This window comes from Streptomyces sp. NBC_01275, from assembly GCF_026340655.1.
Taxonomy (GTDB): Bacteria; Actinomycetota; Actinomycetes; order Streptomycetales; family Streptomycetaceae; genus Streptomyces.
Map to the genome: position 1 here is coordinate 7,096,717 of NZ_JAPEOZ010000001.1, position 19,475 is coordinate 7,116,191.

The window sequence follows — 19,475 nt, forward strand, 5'->3', positions numbered from 1 at the left end:
TGGGGGTGGGCGCGGACCGGCGATGGCGTGGGGCGTCGGGGCGTGGTGGAGGTCGGGGTTGTCATGCGCGCAGTCTCAGGCCTCGGGGGGTGGCGATGAAGCCTGCTCCTTCCAGGAGGGCGCCGATGGGGGACGTCAGGGCCGCGGCGCCGTTGATCCGCTCCACCGTGACGGTGCCGAGGGAACCCGCGCGGGCGGCTGCGGCCAGGGCCTGCGCCGCGGTGTGGAGGCGTGGGTCGTCGGTCGGGGCGTCCTCCGTGTCCGGGGCGGAGGGCCAGGCCAGCAGGGTCTTGCCGCCGCGCTCCATGTAGAGCGTCAGCTCACCGTCGACGAGCACCACCAGGGACCCCGCCTTGCGGCCCGGCTTGTGCCCGGCGTCGGTCGGCGGATCGGGCCAGGCCAGGGCGGCCCCGTACGCGTTCGCCGGATCGGCGGCGGCCAGCACGACGGCCCGGGACGAGGGGGCGGCGCCACGGGTACGGCTGTGACGGTCGGCGAAGCCGGAGCCGGAGGTGTATGCGGAGGCGTGTGCGGAGGCGCGCGGGAAGCCGTTTCCGCCGCGGGGGCCGCCGGCGGCCGGGGAGGCGAAGTCCTGGGGGGAGACGTACTCGTCCCGCGCGGTGGGCGATCCCGGAGCGGCGAAGGGGGCGTCGAGGCCGCCGGTGTCCCAGGCGATGTCGCCCGGGTCGTACGGCGGGAAGGTCCCGGTGACGGCATCGGCCTGTCCTGCGGTCGGACCGGGCAGGGGCTCGCCGCGGTCTCGGGCGTTGGCCACCGCGCGAAGGCGGTCCACGGCGCCGTCCATCGCGAACTGCGCCGCGCCCAGGCCTTCGACGACGTACCCGCGCCGGGCCTGGCCGCTCTCCTCGAAGACGGACAGGACGCGGTACGTCGCCGAGAAGCCGCCCTCGACTCCTTCGGCGGCGACCGCGCCCCGGGTCACCACGCCGTGCCGGTCGAGCAGGGTACGGGCGAGCGCGTGGGCGCGGACGGTGAGGTCGGGCTCGTGGGCCGGGAGGAGGGACCAGCGGCCGGCGACGGTCGGGGGGCCGCCGCGGGAGGCGGGGCGGGCGGCGGCGGTCAGCGAGCCGTAGCGGCCGCGCGGGACCGTGCGCCTGGCGCGGTGGGCCGTGGAGCCGGCCGTGCGGCCCGAGCCCAGCAGGGAGCGCATCGGCGTCAGCGTGTCGTTGGTGAGACGGCCGGACCAGGCCAGGTCCCAGATCGCGTCGGCGAGTTGGGGGTCGGTGGCATCGGGGTGAGTGGTCGCGCGGATCTGGTCGGCGATCTGACGGAAGAACAGGCCGTACCCCCCGGAGAGGGCGTCCAGGACGGACTGGTGGACCGCCGTCAGCTCCAGGGGGTGGGGCGGGGACAGGAGCAGGGGGGTCGCGTCCGCCAGGTACAGGGAGACCCAGCCGTCCTTGCCGGGGAGAGCTCCCGCGCCCGCCCAGACGACCTCTCCGGCGGCGGTGAGCTCGTCGAGCATCGCCGGGGCGTAGTCCCGGACGCGGGACGGCAGGACGAGCTTCTCCAGGGCCGATGCGGGCACCGACGCGCCCTGGAGCTGCTCCACGGCGCGCACCAGCCCGTCGACGCCGCGCAGCGAGTGGCCTTGGCCGATGTGCTGCCACTGCGGCAGGAACTGGGCCAGCGCGGGCGGCGGCACCGGCTCGAGCTCGTGTCGCAGAGCGGCCAGGGAGCGGCGGCGCAGTCGGCGCAGCACGGTCGCGTCGCACCACTCCTGGCCGATGCCGGCCGGATGGAACTCGCCCTGGACGACGCGTCCGCTCGCCGCGAGCCGTTGCAGGGCGCCCTCGGTGACGGCCACGCCGAGGCCGAAGCGGGCGGCTGCCGTGGTGGAGGTGAAGGGGCCATGGGTGCGGGCGTGGCGCGCGAGGAGATCGCCCAGGGGATCCTTGACGGGCTCCATGAAGGCTTCCGGTACGCCGACCGGCAACGCCGTGCCCAGCGCGTCGCGCAGGCGGCCCGCGTCCTCGATCGCCGCCCAGTGGTCGGCGCCGGCGATGCGGACCCGGATCGCCCGGCGGGCGGCGGCCAGCTCCCGGGCCCAGGGCGGTTCGGCGCCGCGCTCGGCCAGTTCGGCTTCGGTGAGCGGGCCGAGCAGGCGCAGGAGGTCCGCGACGCCTTCGGCGTCCTTCACACGCCGGTCCTCGGTGAGCCACTGCAGCTCCCGCTCCAGCTTGGTGAGGACCTCGGCGTCGAGCAGCTCGCGCAGCTCGGCCTGGCCGAGCAGTTCGGCCAGCAGCCGCGAGTCCAGGGACAGGGCGGCGGCGCGGCGCTCGGCGAGCGGGGAGTCCCCCTCGTAGAGGAACTGGGCGACGTAGCCGAAGAGGAGGGAGCGGGCGAAGGGGGACGGCTCCGGGGTGGTGACCTCGACCAGGCGCACCTTGCGGGTCTCCAGGTCGCCCATCAGCTCCACGAGCCCGGGGACGTCGAAGACGTCCTGGAGACACTCGCGGACTGCCTCCAGGACGATCGGGAACGAACCGAACTCGCTCGCCACCTGGAGGAGTTGGGCGGCGCGCTGGCGTTGCTGCCACAGCGGGGTGCGCTTGCCGGGGCTGCGGCGGGGCAGCAGCAGCGCGCGGGCGGCGCACTCGCGGAAGCGGGCCGCGAACAGGGCCGAGCCGCCGACCTGGTCGGTGACGATCCGGTCGACCTCGCCCTTGTCGAAGACGACGTCCGCCGCGCCGACGGGGGCCTGGTCGGTGTCGGCCGCCGCGCCGAAGGCCACGCCGGCCCTCATGGGCTCCTGGTCGAGGAGGTCCAGGCCCATCAGGTCGGCGTCGGGCAGGCGCAGGACGATGCCGTCGTCGGCGTGCATGACCTGGGCGTCCATGCCGTACCGCTCGGAGAGCCTGGCGCCGAGCGCGAGGGCCCAGGGGGCGTGGACCTGGGCGCCGAAGGGGGAGTGCACGACGACCCGCCAGTCGCCGAGCTCGTCGCGGAAGCGCTCCACGACGATCGTGCGGTCGTCCGGGACGTGGCCGCAGGCCTGGCGCTGCTCGTCCAGGTAGGAGAGCACGTTGTCGGCCGCCCAGGCGTCCAGGCCCGCGGTGAGCAGGCGGAGCCGGGCGTCGTCCTTGGGCAGGGAGCCGACCTCGCGCAGGAACGCGCCCACCGCGCGGCCCAGCTCCAGCGGGCGGCCCAGCTGGTCGCCCTTCCAGAAGGGGAGGCGGCCCGGCACGCCCGGGGCCGGCGAGACCAGGACGCGGTCGCGTGTGATGTCCTCGATGCGCCAGGAACTGGTGCCGAGCGTGAAGACGTCGCCGACGCGGGACTCGTAGACCATCTCCTCGTCGAGCTCGCCGACCCGGCCGCCGCCCTTCTTGGGGTCGGCGCCCGCCAGGAAGACGCCGAACAGGCCGCGGTCGGGGATCGTGCCCCCGGAGGTGACGGCGAGGCGCTGGGCGCCGGGGCGGCCGGTGATCGTGCCGGCGACGCGGTCCCACACCACGCGCGGGCGCAGTTCCGCGAACGCGTCGGACGGATAGCGGCCGGCGAGCATGTCCAGGACGGCAGTGAACGCCGACTCCGGGAGCGAGGCGAACGGGGCGGCGCGGCGGACCATGGCCAGCAGGTCGTCGACCTGCCAGGTGTCCAGCGCCGTCATGGCCACCAGCTGCTGGGCCAGGACGTCCAGCGGGTTGGCCGGAACCTTCAGGGACTCGATCGAGCCCGTGCGCATCCGCTCGGTCACCACGGCCGCCTGGACGAGGTCGCCGCGGTACTTGGGGAAGACGACGCCGGTGGAGACCGCGCCCACCTGGTGTCCGGCGCGGCCGACGCGCTGGAGGCCGGAGGCGACGGAGGGCGGGGACTCGACCTGGACCACCAGGTCGACGGCGCCCATGTCGATGCCCAGTTCGAGGCTGGAGGTGGCGACCACGGCCGGCAGCCGGCCAGCCTTCAGATCCTCCTCGACCAGGGCGCGCTGCTCCTTGGAGACCGAGCCGTGGTGGGCGCGCGCGATGACGGGCGGTGCGCCCTGGGCCGCGCCCGAGCCGCCCATGAGCTGGGCGGGGGAGTGGTGCTCGTCGAGGGGCTCGCCGGTGGCCCGCTCGTAGGCGATCTCGTTGAGCCGGTTGCACAGGCGCTCGGCGAGACGACGGGAGTTGGCGAAGACGATCGTGGAGCGGTGGGACTGGACGAGGTCGGCGATCCGCTCCTCGACGTGTGGCCAGATCGAGGGGCGCTCGGCTCCTTCGGAGCCTTCGGCCACCGGGGAGCCGCCCAGTTCGCCCAGGTCCTCCACGGGGACGACGACCGAGAGGTCGAACTCCTTGCCGGACTTCGGCTGGACGATCTCCGCCCTGCGGCGGGGCGAGAGATAGCGGGCGACCTCGTCGACCGGGCGGACCGTCGCGGACAGACCGATGCGGCGGGCCGGCTTCGGCAGCAGCTCGTCCAGCCGTTCCAGGGAGAGCGCCAGGTGCGCGCCGCGCTTGGTGCCCGCGACCGCGTGCACCTCGTCCAGGATCACCGTCTCGATGCCGGTCAGCGCGTCGCGCGTGGCCGACGTCAGCATCAAGAACAGGGACTCCGGGGTGGTGATCAGGATGTCCGGCGGGCGGGTGGACAGCGCGCGGCGCTCGGCGGGCGGGGTGTCGCCGGAACGGATGCCGACCTTCACCTCGGGCTCGGGCAGGCCCAGGCGCACGGACTCCTGGCGGATGCCGGTCAGCGGGCTGCGCAGATTGCGCTCGACGTCGACCGCGAGGGCCTTGAGCGGTGAGACGTACAGCACCCGGCAGCGCTTCCTCGGGTCGGCCGGCGGGGGCGTCGAGGCGAGCTGGTCCAGGGCGGCCAGGAACGCGGCCAGGGTCTTGCCGGAGCCGGTCGGAGCGACCACCAGCACGTCCGAGCCTGCGCCGATGGCCTGCCACGCGCCCGCCTGGGCCGCGGTGGGCGCGGAGAACGCCCCCGTGAACCAGCCGCGGGTCGCGGGCGAGAAGCCGTCGAGGGCTCGATGTGCGGAGCTGACCATGCGTCCATCCTGCACCCGCCCACTGACAATGGCTCTGACCTGCGATGAGGCGAGGGCGCGATGAGGCGAGGGCGCGAGGGCGCGGTGCGGTGCGGCGGTCGGGCCGGCGGCCGGCGGCCAGCTGACGAAGGCGGCTGACGGCGGGAGGACGGCTGACCTGGGACGGCGGTCCGGGAAGGGCCGCGGGGCGGCTTCGTCCCACCCGTCACCCGCCTCGTCCCACCCGTCACCCGCCGATGGCTCGCGCCCCCGCCGTCACGATCACGGCCGCCGCCACGACGAGCAGGAAGGGGGCTCGCAGGAGCAGCGCCACGGCGGCCGCGGCGAGGCCCGCGGCTCTCGCGTCCAGTACCAGCGTGTGTCCGTCGGCGAAGGTCTGCTGGGCCGTGAGGGCGGCGAGCAGGGCGACGGGGAGCAGGGCCGCGAGCCGTCTGACGAGCGGTCGCTCGAGAACGCCCGCGGGGACGAGCAGTCCGGCGAGCTTGACGGCGTAGCAGCCGACGGCGGTCGCGACGATCGCGATCCAGATGTTCACCGTTCTCCTCCTTGCACGTCGTCCCGGGCGCCCTTGCGCCGGCCCTCGAGGTACAGGACGCCGGGCGCGGCGAGCGCGGCCACCAGAACGGGCACTCCGGCGGGCAGGACGGGCAGCAGGGCGAGCCCCAGCAGGACGGCGAGGCCGGCGACGGCTCGCTCGGTGGCGGTCTTCAGCATGGGCGCGAGCAGCGCAAGGAAGACGGCGGGTCCGGCCGCGTCGAGCCCCCACGCGTCCGTGTCCCCGATGGCCTCGGCGCCCAGGGCGCCCAGCAGTGTGGTGAGGTTCCACAGGACGTACAGGGTCACACCGGTGACCGCGAAGCCGATCCGGGCGCTGCGTCGTCCGGGCTGCGCCAGCGAGACGGCCGTCGTCTCGTCGATCACCCACTGCGCGGCGAACGGGCGCACCGCGCGCGGGAGGGCCAGCAGCTGCGACAGGCGCAGGCCGTAGAAGGCGTTGCGCACGCCCAGGAAGAAGGCGCCCGCGGCCGCCGTGAGCGGGTTGCCGCCCGCCGCCAGCGCCCCGACGAGCGCGAACTGGGACGCGCCGGTGAACACCATGAGGCTGAGCGCGCAGGTCTGCCACACCGTGAGTCCACTGCCCGCAGAGGTCACCCCGAAGGCGAACCCGGAGAGTCCTACGGCGACCCCGACGCTGAGGGCGTCCCGTACGACGGCGGCGTCGGGCTTTCCCACGTCGTCCGGCTTTCCTGCGCCGTACGCGCGTATGTCTGTGCGAGCTGTCTGTTCTGCCACGACTCGGACGGTACGAGGAGTCCCCCGCGCGCGTCTTGTACGTTCTTGCGCTCGCGCTGGTATGCGCCCGGCGGCACGCCCACGATCCGGGCGAAGTGACGGTTGAGGTGCGGCTGGTCGGTGAAGCCCACCTCGACGGCCGCCTCGGCGGGCGTCGTCCCCGCGTCCAGTAGCCGTCGCGCCCGCCGCACGCGCGCGTCGGTCAGCCAGGCGTGGGGAGGCATCCCGTAGGCGTCCCTGAAGGCGCGCAACAGCGCGAACGGACTGGTCCCCAGGTCCTCGGCGAGCCGTTCGAGCGTCGGCGGCCCGGCCATCCGCTCCTCCAGCACCGCACGCGCGCGTGCCGCGATCCGCGCCCCGGCGGTGCGCACCTCCCGCTGGGGCAACGGCCCGCCGTTGAGCCGCAGCAGCCGTGTCACGGCCACTCTCAGCAGCGTGTCGGCGGCCAGTGCGTTGCCCTCGTCGGCGGCGCGAAGCACCTGGTGCACCAGACCCACCGCGTACGGGTCGTCGAGCACGGGGCTGACGAACCCCGGTGTGCCGCGCAGCGTCGTCGTCTCGGCCGCTATGGCGGCCACGAGGCCGGGGGCCGGGTAGACCGCCCCGTACCGCCATCCCTCGGGCACGCCGGCCCGCCCGGTGTGCGGGGTGTCCGGGTTGACCAGCGCGAGCGCACCGGCGCCCGCGTACTGGTCGGACCCGCCGTGGTGGAAGACCTCCGCCCCGTCGGCGATGGCGGCGATGACGAAGTTCTCGTGGGTGTGCCGCACGAAGGTCTTCCGGACGTACCGGGCGCGCAACAGATCGACCCCGGGCAGCTCGGCGTACCGCCAGTGCCGCGCCAGCTCGCTCGAATCCGTCATGCACCCATTCTCCTTCGCCCTCCTTCTCCGCGACGGACGGCGCCGGGCGCGGAGAAGGAGGCTCTGGACTCAGACGATGGCGCGGCCGTAGGCCCTGAGGGTGCGCAGTGCCTCGATCGTCACCATGGGGCGTGCCTCCAGAGCGGTGCCCGGCGCCCACTGGCGCCACCGGACGGGCCAGCCGCCGTCCTCCTGCTGCGCGCCGGCGAGGTGGTCCAGGGAGCGGGTCATCTCGGTGTCCGTGAACCACCCGCGCGCGAGGGAGTGCGGAGTGCGGGCGAAGTCGTACGGGAAGTGCTGCTCGCCCGGGGCGTAGCCGGGTGCGACCGGGTATGCGTCCGGGCGGTCCGGGTCCAGCACGGCGAGCCGGTGTGCGCGTACCAGCCGGCCCAGACGGTCGGCGGCGGCCTCCGCGCGCGGGCGGTCGGGAGCGGAGTCCAGGAAGGCGACGGCGGCCTCGATCTCGTACGGGTGGGACCGCTCCAGGGAGTCGACCGCCTGCCAGCAGAAGTCCGTGGCGCGGAACAGCCAGGCGTGCCATACCTCGTTGCGGTGCAGCAGGCCCACCACCGGTCCGGTGGCCAGCAGTTCACTGGGCGGATCGTCGACGATGGGGATGAAGGGCGCCGTCGGGTACCCGCGTTGGCTGGGATGGATCGCCGGCAGTGCGCCGTCGGAGGTCGAGACGGAGGTGAGGTAGCGGCACACCCGCTCCACGCGCTGTCCGCCCAGGCGTCCGACGGAGTCCAGGACGCGCAGCGCGTGCGCGGTGTGCAGGGGCTGGCTGACGGGCCCGCGTAGGTCGGGCTCCAGCGCGTGGCCGTATCCGCCGTCCTCGTTGCGGTAGGCGTCGAGGGCGGTCTCGACGGGTTCGGCGCCGCCGTGCAGGAAGTGGTGCGCGAACAGGCGCTGTTCCAGCACGCGCGCGGTGAGCCAGACGAAGTGCTCGGCGCGGAAGAGCGGGGAGCGCGCCGGGGGCGTCGGGGGGAGTGGGGATGCTCCGGTTTCGGCCATGGTTCAGACCGTAGGGCGCGAAGCGGTCCCGGCAGGCGGTCCCGGCGGGGGCCACCCCCGGGCGCGGGATACTGGTGTCATGCGGTTGACGGTCTTCTGGCAGCGAATGGACGAGCACTTCGGCACGGGGTACGCCGAGAGCTTCGCGCGCGATCACGTGATGACGGAGCTCGGCGGACGCACGGTGATCGAGGCGTTGGCCGACGGCTGGGAGGCCAAGGACGTGTGGCGTGTGGTGTGCGCGGTGATGAACGTTCCGCAGGAGATGCGCTGAAGCGTCACGAAGATCGCAGGCGGCTCCCCGGCTGTCAGTGGCGTAGGCGACACTTGGCCCGTGGTACCCACTGACGAGACCGGGCAGGCCGCCCGACACGCATCCCCGCTCGGCACGACGCCGCCCACCGTGCCGCCCCCGGCCGACGGCGCCGACGGGCGGGACGCGCGCATGCCGCGCTGGCTTCCGCGCGCGATGGTGCTCGCGCTCGCCCTCGTCGGTGTGTTCCAGCTGGGCACCTGGGCGTTCCACCAGCTCATCGGCCTGCTGATCAACATCCTCATCGCGTTCTTCCTGGCCCTCGCCGTGGAGCCCGCGGTGAGTCGGATGGCCGCCCGTGGGATGCGCAGGGGGTTCGCCACCTTCCTGGTCTTCTTCGGCCTGCTGATCGTGATCGCCGGTTTCTTCACGCTGCTGGGCTCGATGCTGGCGGGGCAGATCATCAAGATGATCGAGGGCTTCCCCGACTACCTCGACTCCGTGATCAACTGGGTCAACACGACGTTTCGCACCGACCTCAGACGTGTGGACATCCAGGAGGGCCTGCTCCACTCCGACTGGCTGAGGAAGTACGCGCAGAACAGCGCCGCCGGCGTCCTGGACGTCTCCACACAGGTCCTCGGCGGCCTCTTCCAACTGCTGACGATCTCGCTGTTCTCGTTCTACTTCGCCGCCGACGGACCGCGCCTGCGCCGAGCGCTGTGCTCCGTCCTGCCGCCCGCGAAGCAGACCGAGGTGCTGCGCGCGTGGGAGATCGCCGTCGACAAGACCGGCGGATACCTGTACTCGCGCGGGTTGATGGCCCTGATCTCGGGCGTGGCCCACTTCATACTGCTGCAGGCGCTCGGCATCCCGTACGCGCCCGTCCTCGGTGTGTGGGTGGGCGTGGTCTCGCAGTTCATCCCGACCATCGGCACCTATCTCGCGGGCGCCCTGCCCATGTTGATCGCCTTCACGGTCAACCCCTGGTACGCGCTGTGGGTGCTGGTCTTCGTCGTGGTCTACCAGCAGTTCGAGAACTACATGCTGCAGCCCAAGCTGACCTCGAAGACCGTCGACATCCATCCCGCCGTCGCCTTCGGATCGGTCATCGCCGGCACCGCCCTCCTCGGCGCCGTAGGCGCGCTGATCTCCATCCCGGCGGTCGCCACACTCCAGGCGTTCCTGGGCGCGTACGTGAAGCGCTACGACGTCACCGACGACCCCCGCGTCCATGGGCACCGCGGCCGCGGCGACGGACCGAGCCCGCTCACGCGCGCGCGACGCCTGTGGACGAAGGCGCGGCAGCGGGCGGCGAGATCACGGGACGGGTCCGGCGGAGGCTGACGAGGCGGTCGGCCGGCGTGCCTCGGGAGGGCCTGTGCCTCAAGGAGGCCTGTGCCTCGAGCGAGCAGGAGAGCCGGGGGTCGAGGAGGGCGTGGGTCAGTACGTGAGGACGGCCCACACGCCGGTCGCGGCGACCGCGGTCGCATAGCAGCCCACCGCCGCGGCCACGATCCGCCGCCGTACGGTCTCGCTCCAGGACGTGCGCGACAGCATCCAGGCCAGCGCGGGCAGGACCAGGACGGCGTGCAGGCTGACCCCGTGCAGGGGCTTGAGCGGGGCCGTGGAGTGGTAGGCCGCGTCCTGGTGGCCGGTCCGGGTGAGCACGACACCGCGCGCGATCATCGCCGCGCCCGAGGCGAGCGCGACCAGCAGGACCGCGAAACCGGAGCGCACCGCGAGCGCCATCCCGGCCGGACCCGTCGGCCGGCGCCGGAAGGACGCCACCGCGAACACGGTGAGCACCACCACGAGGACACCGCCGCCGACCGCGAGCGTCATGGACACGGCCGTGTCGAAGGGCGTCTCCATGTCCAGGTGCGAGGGCACGCCCCGCCACGCCTGAAGCGTGATGCCCCCGACCTCCACCACACAGTCGGCGGCGAACACCCCGAGCAGTCCGGCCCGCAGCCGCGGCCCGACGCGCAGGCACGACGTGACCCACAGGACCGCGAGGAGCGTCACGCCGAAGGAGAGCCCGAAGGTCACCGGCTTGCGCCAGGACACGGGTCCGTTCCACGGACCGCCGTCGACGGCGAACACCACGAGGTGGAGGAGCCCGGAGAGGATCAGCAGGAGAGCGGTCGCGCCGTAGAGGCGGTACAGGGACGGGGACCGGGGCGCGCCCCGGCTCGGCGTGGTCCTCTCGGCGTTCATGCACCGAGGGTCCCCGGTGCGCCGCAGGCCGTCGTCGTCCGGCGGAAGACACCCGCTGTACCCCCGGGGAAGTAGGCGGGTGTGCGCCGACCTTCGGTGACGACGCCGGACCTTCGCCGGCACCGGGCGGCGGGAGAGAACCGGGACGCGCGTTGGGCGTGGTGCGCTTGACACGAAAATCGAACATCTATTCTTATGGGAGCTCCAGCAAGGCTCCGGCAAGGTTCTCGGCGGGAATTTCGTCCCGTTTAGGGGCGGTAAGTGCCCCAGTTATCCACAGGCTGGACCGGCGTCGAGGCGCATTGTCAGTGGCAGGCGTTAGCGTCTTTGACGTGAAGCGATCGACTCAAGCAAACCGGGTGGAACCCATGGCAGGAACCGACCGCGAGAAGGCCCTGGACGCCGCTCTCGCACAGATTGAACGGCAGTTCGGCAAGGGCGCGGTGATGCGCCTCGGCGAGCGGCCGAACGAGCCCATCGAGGTCATCCCCACCGGGTCGACCGCGCTCGACGTCGCGCTCGGCGTCGGCGGCCTGCCGCGTGGCCGCGTCGTGGAGGTGTACGGACCGGAGTCCTCCGGCAAGACGACGCTGACGCTGCACGCGGTGGCGAACGCGCAGCGAGCCGGCGGCCAGGTGGCCTTCGTGGACGCGGAGCACGCCCTTGACCCCGAGTATGCGAAGAAGCTCGGCGTCGACATCGACAACCTGATCCTCTCCCAGCCCGACAATGGCGAGCAGGCTCTGGAGATCGTGGACATGCTGGTCCGCTCCGGCGCCCTCGACCTCATCGTCATCGACTCGGTCGCCGCGCTCGTCCCGCGCGCGGAGATCGAGGGCGAGATGGGCGACAGCCACGTCGGTCTGCAGGCCCGTCTGATGAGCCAGGCACTGCGGAAGATCACCAGTGCGCTCAACCAGTCCAAGACCACCGCGATCTTCATCAACCAGCTCCGCGAGAAGATCGGCGTGATGTTCGGCTCCCCGGAGACCACGACCGGCGGCCGCGCGCTGAAGTTCTACGCCTCGGTGCGACTCGACATCCGTCGTATCGAGACGCTCAAGGACGGCACCGACGCGGTCGGCAACCGCACCCGTGTCAAGGTCGTCAAGAACAAGGTCGCGCCGCCCTTCAAGCAGGCCGAGTTCGACATCCTCTACGGCCACGGCATCAGCCGCGAGGGCGGCCTGATCGACATGGGCGTGGAGAACGGCTTCGTCCGCAAGGCCGGCGCCTGGTACACGTACGAGGGCGACCAGCTCGGCCAGGGCAAGGAGAACGCCCGTAACTTCCTGAAGGACAACCCCGACCTGGCCAACGAGATCGAGAAGAAGATCCTGGAGAAGCTGGGCGTCGGCGTGCGCCCGGAGGAGCCCGCCGCCCAGCCGGGTGCGGACGCCGCAGCCGTCCCGGGCACACCCGCGGACGACACGAAGGCGGTTCCGGCTCCCGCCGCCAAGACCGCCAAGAAGGCCGCGGCTGCCAAGAGCTGACCCGTGACACGACGAACGGACTGGGCCGAGTACGCCCACCCCGGCACCCCTCGGGAGCCGGGGAGCGGGGGCGACGACGGTCTCGGCCAGGGTGACGACCGGTCGGCCGGCGGCTCGCACCGGAGTGATGGTGCGGACGGCGGCGGCCGGAGCCGTGGCGGCCGGACGGGCCGCGGCGGCGAGGGCGGTCCACGCGGCGGGCGTGGGCGCCGTCGGCCCGGTTTCGGAGACCCGTCCACCGAGGACGGAGGCTCCTCCTCCTCGTCGAGGGCCGATCAGGGGGAGCCTTCAGGGGACCCGGCTGAGCGGGCACGGGCGATCTGCCTGCGCCTGCTCACCGGGACCCCGCGCACGCGGAAGCAACTCGCCGACGCCCTGCACAAGCGGGAGATCCCGGACGACGTGGCCGAGGAGGTGCTCTCACGGTTCGAGGAGGTCGGGCTGATCAACGACAGCGCCTTCGCGGACGCCTGGGTCGAGTCCCGGCACCACGGCCGGGGACTGGCCCGCCGTGCGCTCGCGCAGGAACTGCGGACCAAGGGCGTCGACTCGGCGCTGATCGAAGAGGCCGTGGGCCGGCTCGACTCCGAGCAGGAGGAGGAGACCGCGCGCGAACTGGTCGACCGCAAGCTGCGCTCGACCCGCGGTCTGGACCGCGACAAACGGCTCCGCCGCCTCGCGGGCATGCTCGCGCGCAAGGGGTACCCCGAGGGCATGGCCCTCAGAGTGGTCCGGCGGGCACTGGAGGAAGAGGGCGAGGACACGGAGTTCCTGGAGGGCGAGGAGCTCTGAGCTCTTCGAGCACCGATTCTGAGCTCTTCGGCCACCGGGAGTCCTGGCTGCTTCCCCGACTGTTTCCCCGTTCCGGGGTAGGGATATCCCCCCGCTGAGGACGCCGGGCCACCGCAGTGCACAGACCCCTGTGCACAGACGACTGTGTACGCATGCCCCAGGATCCCGTCGAACTCGGCGACCTCGCCGCGCTCAAGGCGCTCGCCCAGCCCCGCCGCCAGCGCATGCTCGAACACCTCACCCTGCACGGTCCGGCCACCTCGGCGACGCTCGCCCGGGCCCTCGGCCTGAACACGGGATCGACCAGCTATCACCTGCGTGAGCTGGCCAGATACGGCTTCGTGGAGGAGACGGACGAGAAGCCGGGCAGGGGGACGGGTCGACAGGCGGAGGGGGAGCACCGCGCTGAGCCGTCCGCGCACCGGGAACGCTGGTGGCGGGCGGTCCCCGGCGACCGCCGCTTCCCGCCGCGCAGCCGCCAGAGCCCCGAGACGCGGCACGTCATGGACGAGCTGAACCATCACGCGTACGCCGCCGACCTGGACCTCTTCGAGCGACTCCAGCGGGACGCGGCCGCAGACGATCCGTGGGCGGACGCCTTCCTCTACTCGCGCAGCACCGTCCGGCTCACGCTGCCCGAAGTCCGGGAGTTCTTCGAGGAGTACATCGCCCTCCTCAACCGCTACAAGCGGCCCGAGCCCGAGACCCCGCCCGGCGCGCGCACCCTCCTCACCCGGTTCCTCGCCTTCCCCGCGCCCACGGCCGACAGCGACCCCTGACGCGGTCGGGATCTCGACTCCGCCCCGAGGCCCCCTCAGGACCCGCTTTCCGGACACCACAAGAGAGCCCGATCACCCATGATGCTGCGCTATGCCCTGAAGACCGTCCGCGCCCGCACAGCCGGCTTTCTCGGCGCCTTCCTCGCGCTGATGTGCGCGGCCGCCCTGATCACCGCGTGCGGCACCCTGTTGGAGACGGGGCTGCGCGGCACGATCCGCACCGAGCGCTATGCCGCGGCCCCGGTGGTGGTGTCCGCCGACCAGAACGTCCACCAGACCAAGGTCACGCACAAGAAGGGCAAGACCAAGGTCAAGCACAAGGCCAAACCCGTCGCCGAGCGCGCCTGGCTCCCGGCCGACCTCGAGGACACGCTCGCCGGCACCCCCGGTGTGGCCCGCGTCGTCCCCGAACTCACCTTCCTGGCCGAGCCGTTGACCCCTGACGGCGCCCAGGGTGAAGACGGCGGGCCCGCCTACGGGCACGCCTGGGAGTCCGCCGCCCTGACGCCGTACCGGCTCACCGCGGGCGCCGCCCCCACGACCGCCGCCGACGTCGTCATAGACCGTGACCTCGCCGCACGCGCCCACCTCGCCCCCGGTGACCGCCTCACCGTCCAGTCGACCCAGGCCCCGCGCACCTACCGGGTCTCCGGAATCGCCGCTCCCGCCACCGCAGTACGCCACCAGACCTCGCTCTTCTTCTCCGCCGCCGAGGCCCGCCGTCTGGCCGCCCGCCCCGGGCAGGTCACCGCATTCGGCGTGGTCCCGGACGCGGGCATCGACCCCGGACGGCTGCGGCAGGCCGTGGCCACGGCGTTGCACGGCACCCGGGCCCAGGTCAGCGCCGGTGACGCCCGTGGCCAAGTCGAATTCCTGGACGCCGCCGCGGCCCGCACCAAGCTCGTCAGCATGGGCGGCGCGATGGGCGGCACCTCGCTGCTCGTGGCGGTGCTCGTGGTCGTCGGCACCTTCGCGCTCTCCGTCCAGCAGCGCCACCGCGAACTCGCCCTGCTGCGCGCCGTGGCCGCCACCTCCGGGCAGATCCGCAGGCTCCTCGGGCGGGAGGCCCTGATCGTCGCAGCGGCCGCCGGCACGGCCGGGGCCCTGGCCGGGCTTCCCCTGGGAAGTTGGCTCTACGGCAGGTTCGTCGCCGTGGGCGCCGTGCCCGCCACGCTCCAGCACACCGTCAGCGCCTTCCCTCCGCTCGCGGCCCTCGCCGCGACCCTGTTCGGCGCCTGGGCCGCCGCACGGGTCGCCTCCCGCAGGGTCGCCCGGATCCGCCCGGCCGAGGCGCTCGCCGAGGCCCGGGCCGAGCGCGCCCGGCCCGCGTGGGGGCGCATCGTCGCCGGTCTGCTGCTGCTCGCCGGAGGCGCCGTGCTCGTCGCCCTGCTCAGCATCCTGCGGACCGAGTCCGCCTCGACGCCCGTGACCTTCCTCGCCGTCATCGTGCTGTCCACCTCCGTCGCCCTGCTCGGTCCGCTCCTGGTCAAGGCGGCCGCCCTTCTCCTCACCGGCCCGCTGCGGCTGACCGGCCCCGGCGGCAGACTCGCCGTCGCCAACCTCCGCGGCAACGCCGTCCGCATGGCCTCCGTCGTCACCCCCCTCACCCTGCTCATCGGCATGACCTGCACCGTCCTGTTCGTCCAGCCCACCCTTGGCGGCGCAGCCCGCGCCCAGACCCGCGAGGGCGTCCGCGCCGACTGGGTCGTCGCCTCCCGGGGACCCGGCGTTCCGGCCGAGGCGGCACGACGACTGCGTACGCGCCAGGACGTCGTCACCGAAGTCGTCCGCACCACTGTCCGGGTCGGCCTCGACAAGTACACGGCCCAGGGCGTCACCCCGGCCGGGCTCACCCGCACCTGGGACCCGGACGTCACCGCCGGCTCCCTCGACCGGCTCACCGAGCACACCGTCGCCGTAAGCGAACTGGCCGCGGACCAGCAGCACCTGAAGCCCGGCAGCACCCTGAAGCTCACGCTGGGCGACGGCACGCCCGCCACGCTCACCGTCGCCGCCGTCTACGCCAGGGGTCTAGGCTTCGGAGACCTCACCTTCGCGCACGACCTGGTCGCCCCCCACGTCGACAACCCGCTCTCCTCCTCCCTCCTCGTCAGCACGACCCGTACACAGACACAACTCTCGAACACGCTGAGTGAGTTCCCGGGACTCGCGGTAATCTCCCCGGCCGTCGCCGACTCGCTCCAGGCCGAGCGGCAGCAGGCGAACGCCGAGGTCAACCTCCTGGCGATGGGGCTCGTGCTGGCCTTCACCGCCATCGCCGTGGTCAACACGCTCGCCATGTCGGTGTCCGAGCGCGTCCGGGAGTTCGCGCTGCTGCGGCTCGCGGGGGCGACCCGCCGTCAGGTGCTGCGCATGCTGCGCACCGAGGCGCTGTCGGTCCTGCTCCTCGCCACGGCCCTCGGCACCGCCGTCGCCCTGGCTGTCCTGACCGCGTTCAGCGTCGGCATGACGGGCCGGGCAGTGCCGGCGGTCGTCCCCCTCGTGTACGCCGTCGTCGTCGCCGGAGCCGGGCTCCTCGCGCTCGTCGCCACCTCCCTGCCCGGACGCGTCGCGCTGAGGGTCCGGGCGGTGACGGTGGCGACGGCCAAGGAGTGACGCCCTCCGTCGCAGGCGTACGGCCCCGTGACAGGCGTACGGCCCCGTCCGGGGCGTACGCCCCACTGACTACGCGGTCACCGGCAGTCCCGCCGCGCGCCACGCCTGGAATCCGCCGACGAGGTCGGTGGCCCGGTGCAGCCCCAGCTGGTGCAGGGAGGCGGCCGCCAGGCTCGACGCGTAGCCCTCGTTGCAGATCACGACGACCCGCAGCTCGTGGCTCGTGGCCTCGGGCAGGCGATGGCTGCCCCGGGGGTCCAGGCGCCACTCCAGCTCGTTGCGCTCGACGACCAGGGCGCCCGGGATCAGACCGTCCCGCTCGCGCAGGGCCGCGTACCGGATGTCGACGAGCAACGCCTCTCCCGCGTGTGCGGCCTTGTACGCCTCCTGCGCCTCCACGCGCGCGTACCCCGCGCGCACCCGCTCCAACAGCTCGTCTATGCCCAGGGGCTGCTCGCCGCTCACTGCCAGTCCTCCGGGCGCTCGACCTGCTCCAGGCGCAGCACCTGGCCGGTACGGCTGTAGCGGCGGATCTGGGGCAGCGGGGGGTAGTAGGCGTGGACGGAGATCGCGTGGGCGTCGGCGGACTCGTTGAGGACCTCGTGGACGTGATGGCGTCCGAAGGAGCGGCCACGGCCGGCCGGCAGTCGGCGCTCCCGGTCCACGTCCTCCGCCAGCTCCAGGGTCTTCCAGCCGTCGGTGGGCAGCCGCGCGGCGAGCGAGTGCTCCTTGAGCTCGCCCCGCGCGGTGAGGAAGGCGCCCACCGAGTCGGCGTGGTCGTGCCAGCCGGTGCCGGTGCCGGGCGGCCAGCCGATCAGCCAGGCCTCGCTGCCGCCGGGCCCCTCCAGCCGCACCCAGGTGCGGCCTTCGGGGTCGAGGGGGAGCGAGGCGATCAGCTCGGCGTCGGCGGCCGTGCGCCGGACGAAGTCGAGGAGGTCCGCCTGCGTGGGCGCGGCGACGGCGGCGGGCACAGAGGGAGAGACAGACACGGATACCGTCCTGGGAACGTTCGCAGGGAGCGCGTGGCGGCGCAGAGGCGCGCTCGCGCATCGGCGGCGGGCGCCGGTGGAAGGGGGTGCGAGTTCAGCAGGAGGGACGACACACGCAGCCCGCATAGCGGACGAGGTCCATATGGACCCTCCGCCACAGGCGCACATCGGTGTCGGTCACGATTCGGAGTAGAGCATGCCGCTGCGGGCCGGTCAACTCGCCGTCACCATGTGGACCTCACGGTGACGGTGAGTGTGGTCATACGGTTGTCATACGGCCGCCGACCGGGCAGTCGCCCCACGCCCTACATCTCGCCACGCCGTACATCTCGCCACGCCGTCCAGTCCCACGCCGTCCAGTCCCACGCCGTCCAGCCCCACGCCGTCCAGCCCCACGCCGTCCAGCCCGATGCCCTACGGGTTCACGCCGTACGGGTCCCGGCTGTACGGGTTCACTTCGCCGCCGAGCCGGCCCCCGCTCCCGCCTCCACACCGGTCGGCCCCGCTCCCGACGGCCCCGGGCCGCCCACAGCCGCCTCGGCTGCCGCGTACAGATCGGCCGGGCGCACCCCGCTCAGCGCGGTGACCAGGTGGCCGTCGGGCCGGATCAGCAGGACGGTGTGGGCGGCCGCGCCCGGGTAGCTCTCGGCGACCAGCAGCTCGGCCGGGCTCGGCAGGGCCGTCACCGCGGCGGCGAGCCGGGGCATGATCCCGGCGCCCACCCAGTGCCTGCGCTCCCACACGCCCGTGCCCGGCGCGATCAACACGACGAGCAGGGCGCCCCGGCCGAGCCGCTCCCGCAGCCGTACGAAGGAGCCGTCCTCCGCGGTCACCCGGACGTCCTCGACCGGCGTGCCCGGGGGCGTCTCCACCGGGACCTCGGCCTCCAGGTGCCGGGGCGCGAGCGGGGAGTCGGCGTAGGCGCCCGGCGCGCCGAGCTGGCCGCGGCCGAGGTGGCCGTCGGTGAGCAGCACGTCGTGGCCGCGGGCCGCGCCGGGGACGTACGCCCTTATGGCGCCGGCGCCGCCGCGCAGCAGCGGCAGGGCCTGGTCGGCCGCGCGCAGCCGGGCCGCGACGACCGCGCGCCGCTCCGCCTGGTAGCTGTCGAGCAGGGCCTCGTGCGGCCCGTGGTGCCAGGCCAGGGCCAGCTTCCAGGCGAGGTTGTCGGCGTCCCGCAGCCCCTCGTCGAGACCCTGGGTGCCGAGCGCGCCGAGCAGGTGCGCCGAGTCCCCGGCGAGGAACACCCGCCCGACGCGCCAGCGGCGGGCCAGCCGGTGGTGCACGGTGTGGACGCCGGTGTCGAGCAGTTCGTACGCCGGAGGAGAACCGTTGCTCCAGCCCGCCAGGGTCTCGCGGACACGGGCCACCAGCAGCTCGGGCGTCACGAGGTCCTTGCCGGGCGGCAGCAGCCAGTCCAGGCGCCAGACGCCGTCCGGCAGCGGACGTCCGGTGACCTCGCCGGCGGAGGGGCCGGACGTTCGCCACGGAGGCGTCCGATGGAGCAACGCCTCGTCGGCCCACGGAAGTTCCGTGCGCAGGGCGGCCACGGCGTGTCGCTCCACCGCCGTACGGCCGGGGAAGCGGATGTCGAGGAGTTTGCGGACCGTGGAGCGGGGGCCGTCGCAGCCGACCAGATGGCTGCCGCGCCACCAGGTGCCCTTGGGGCCGCGGGTGTGCGCCGTGACGCCGGAAGGTTCCTGCTCGATGCTGTCCAGCCGGCTGTCCACGGCGATCTTCACCAGCCGCTCGCCCGCGAGGGCGGCGCGCAGGGCGGCTGTGAGGACGTGCTGGGCGATGTGCAGCGGAGCGGGGTCGGCGTCGTCGTCGAACGCGATCTCGCGTGTCACCTGCTTGCGCCGCATCGACCGCCATCCGGCCCAGCGGACCCCGGCCTCGTCGAGAGGCGCTCCGGTCAGCCGCGCCATGAGGGCGGCGGTGTCCTCGCGCAGCACGACGGTGCGTGCGAGCCGCGGCTCGTCCTTGCCGGGGCCCTCGTCGAGGACGACCGACGGCACCTGCTGGCGCGCCAGCGCCAGGGCGAGCGTGAGCCCCACGGGCCCCGCTCCGACGATGATCACCGGGTCCACGGTGTGCCGCCCCCTGCCCGCGACGGTGCCCTCAGGGACGTAAGTGAACAAGAGGTAGGAGCAGGGTG

At 73.4% G+C, this 19,475-nt stretch carries 16 protein-coding genes; 6 read left to right on the forward strand and 10 right to left on the reverse strand.

The annotated features are described in order from the left end of the window. Positions 1 to 61: 61 nt before the first annotated feature. From OG562_RS31550 to OG562_RS31570, 5 genes are all read right to left on the reverse strand, one after another. The gene (locus tag OG562_RS31550; RefSeq protein WP_266403964.1) at positions 62 to 5,008 is read right to left on the reverse strand and encodes a DEAD/DEAH box helicase; all 4,947 of its coding nucleotides are present in this window, start codon (positions 5,006 to 5,008) and stop codon (positions 62 to 64) included. Positions 5,009 to 5,234: 226 nt separating this feature from the next. Continuing rightward, positions 5,235 to 5,543, reverse strand: a complete 309-nt coding sequence (locus OG562_RS31555; protein WP_266403967.1) for an AzlD domain-containing protein — start codon at positions 5,541 to 5,543, stop codon at positions 5,235 to 5,237. Continuing rightward, positions 5,540 to 6,241, reverse strand: coding sequence for an AzlC family ABC transporter permease (locus tag OG562_RS31560; protein WP_266403970.1), 702 nt, complete (start codon positions 6,239 to 6,241; stop codon positions 5,540 to 5,542). The genes OG562_RS31555 and OG562_RS31560 overlap by 4 nt, the downstream gene beginning before the upstream one ends. Then, complete coding sequence (locus OG562_RS31565; RefSeq protein ID WP_266403973.1) at positions 6,184 to 7,164, reverse strand: AraC family transcriptional regulator; 981 nt, start codon at positions 7,162 to 7,164, stop codon at positions 6,184 to 6,186. The genes OG562_RS31560 and OG562_RS31565 overlap by 58 nt, the downstream gene beginning before the upstream one ends. A gap of 69 nt (positions 7,165 to 7,233) precedes the next feature. After that, on the reverse strand, positions 7,234 to 8,178 hold the full coding sequence (locus tag OG562_RS31570) for a hypothetical protein (RefSeq protein WP_266403976.1): 945 nt from the start codon (positions 8,176 to 8,178) through the stop codon (positions 7,234 to 7,236). Positions 8,179 to 8,257: 79 nt separating this feature from the next. Between OG562_RS31570 and OG562_RS31575 the strand changes: the two genes are divergently transcribed. Together OG562_RS31575 and OG562_RS31580 are read left to right on the forward strand one after the other, a co-directional pair. Then, a complete protein-coding gene (locus OG562_RS31575) occupies positions 8,258 to 8,452 on the forward strand; it encodes a DUF3046 domain-containing protein (protein WP_266403979.1) in 195 nt (64 codons plus the stop codon). 60 nt (positions 8,453 to 8,512) lie between these two features. After that, complete coding sequence (locus OG562_RS31580; protein ID WP_266403982.1) at positions 8,513 to 9,778, forward strand: AI-2E family transporter; 1,266 nt, start codon at positions 8,513 to 8,515, stop codon at positions 9,776 to 9,778. A gap of 96 nt (positions 9,779 to 9,874) precedes the next feature. On the opposite strand, the gene OG562_RS31585 is transcribed toward OG562_RS31580, so the two are convergent. Beyond that, positions 9,875 to 10,651, reverse strand: a complete 777-nt coding sequence (locus tag OG562_RS31585) for a hypothetical protein (protein WP_266403985.1) — start codon at positions 10,649 to 10,651, stop codon at positions 9,875 to 9,877. Between the two features lie 368 nt (positions 10,652 to 11,019). On the opposite strand from OG562_RS31585, the gene recA reads away from it, so the two are divergent. The 4 genes from recA to OG562_RS31605 all read left to right on the forward strand — a co-directional run bounded on the left by recA (position 11,020) and on the right by OG562_RS31605 (position 16,331). Continuing rightward, positions 11,020 to 12,144, forward strand: a complete 1,125-nt coding sequence (recA, locus tag OG562_RS31590; RefSeq protein WP_266403988.1) for a recombinase RecA — start codon at positions 11,020 to 11,022, stop codon at positions 12,142 to 12,144. Between the two features lie 3 nt (positions 12,145 to 12,147). Beyond that, positions 12,148 to 12,936, forward strand: coding sequence for a recombination regulator RecX (recX, locus tag OG562_RS31595; protein ID WP_266403990.1), 789 nt, complete (start codon positions 12,148 to 12,150; stop codon positions 12,934 to 12,936). A 152-nt stretch (positions 12,937 to 13,088) separates the two neighbouring features. After that, positions 13,089 to 13,715, forward strand: coding sequence for a helix-turn-helix transcriptional regulator (locus OG562_RS31600; RefSeq protein WP_266403992.1), 627 nt, complete (start codon positions 13,089 to 13,091; stop codon positions 13,713 to 13,715). Between the two features lie 78 nt (positions 13,716 to 13,793). Next, a complete protein-coding gene (locus tag OG562_RS31605) occupies positions 13,794 to 16,331 on the forward strand; it encodes an ABC transporter permease (RefSeq protein ID WP_266403994.1) in 2,538 nt (845 codons plus the stop codon). A 69-nt stretch (positions 16,332 to 16,400) separates the two neighbouring features. On the opposite strand, the gene OG562_RS31610 is transcribed toward OG562_RS31605, so the two are convergent. The 4 genes from OG562_RS31610 to OG562_RS31620 all read right to left on the reverse strand — a co-directional run bounded on the left by OG562_RS31610 (position 16,401) and on the right by OG562_RS31620 (position 19,407). Continuing rightward, complete coding sequence (locus tag OG562_RS31610) at positions 16,401 to 16,802, reverse strand: rhodanese-like domain-containing protein (RefSeq protein ID WP_266409629.1); 402 nt, start codon at positions 16,800 to 16,802, stop codon at positions 16,401 to 16,403. Then, positions 16,793 to 17,320, reverse strand: a complete 528-nt coding sequence (locus tag OG562_RS31615; RefSeq protein WP_266403997.1) for a cysteine dioxygenase — start codon at positions 17,318 to 17,320, stop codon at positions 16,793 to 16,795. Before OG562_RS31615 ends, OG562_RS31610 begins: the two co-directional genes overlap by 10 nt. 94 nt (positions 17,321 to 17,414) lie before the next feature. Further along, entirely contained in the window at positions 17,415 to 17,462 is a 48-nt protein-coding gene (locus OG562_RS46260) for a hypothetical protein (RefSeq protein ID WP_309506048.1), read from the reverse strand. Between the two features lie 310 nt (positions 17,463 to 17,772). Then, positions 17,773 to 19,407 carry an FAD-dependent monooxygenase gene (locus OG562_RS31620; protein WP_266404000.1) on the reverse strand — a complete coding sequence of 545 codons (1,635 nt, stop codon included), beginning with the start codon at positions 19,405 to 19,407 and terminating at the stop codon, positions 17,773 to 17,775. Positions 19,408 to 19,475: the final 68 nt, after the last annotated feature.

Excerpts from the sequence above, each read along its gene's own strand:
- OG562_RS31600 (WP_266403992.1), top strand. The coding sequence starts at position 13,089 with ATGCCCCAGGATCCCGTCGAACTCGGCGACCTCGCCGCGCTCAAGGCG.
- OG562_RS31585 (WP_266403985.1), bottom strand. The coding sequence starts at position 10,651 with ATGAACGCCGAGAGGACCACGCCGAGCCGGGGCGCGCCCCGGTCCCCG.
- OG562_RS31565 (WP_266403973.1), bottom strand. The coding sequence starts at position 7,164 with ATGACGGATTCGAGCGAGCTGGCGCGGCACTGGCGGTACGCCGAGCTG.
- OG562_RS31575 (WP_266403979.1), top strand. The coding sequence starts at position 8,258 with ATGCGGTTGACGGTCTTCTGGCAGCGAATGGACGAGCACTTCGGCACG.
- OG562_RS31550 (WP_266403964.1), bottom strand. The coding sequence starts at position 5,008 with ATGGTCAGCTCCGCACATCGAGCCCTCGACGGCTTCTCGCCCGCGACC.
- recA (WP_266403988.1), top strand. The coding sequence starts at position 11,020 with ATGGCAGGAACCGACCGCGAGAAGGCCCTGGACGCCGCTCTCGCACAG.
- OG562_RS31570 (WP_266403976.1), bottom strand. The coding sequence starts at position 8,178 with ATGGCCGAAACCGGAGCATCCCCACTCCCCCCGACGCCCCCGGCGCGC.
- OG562_RS31605 (WP_266403994.1), top strand. The coding sequence starts at position 13,794 with ATGATGCTGCGCTATGCCCTGAAGACCGTCCGCGCCCGCACAGCCGGC.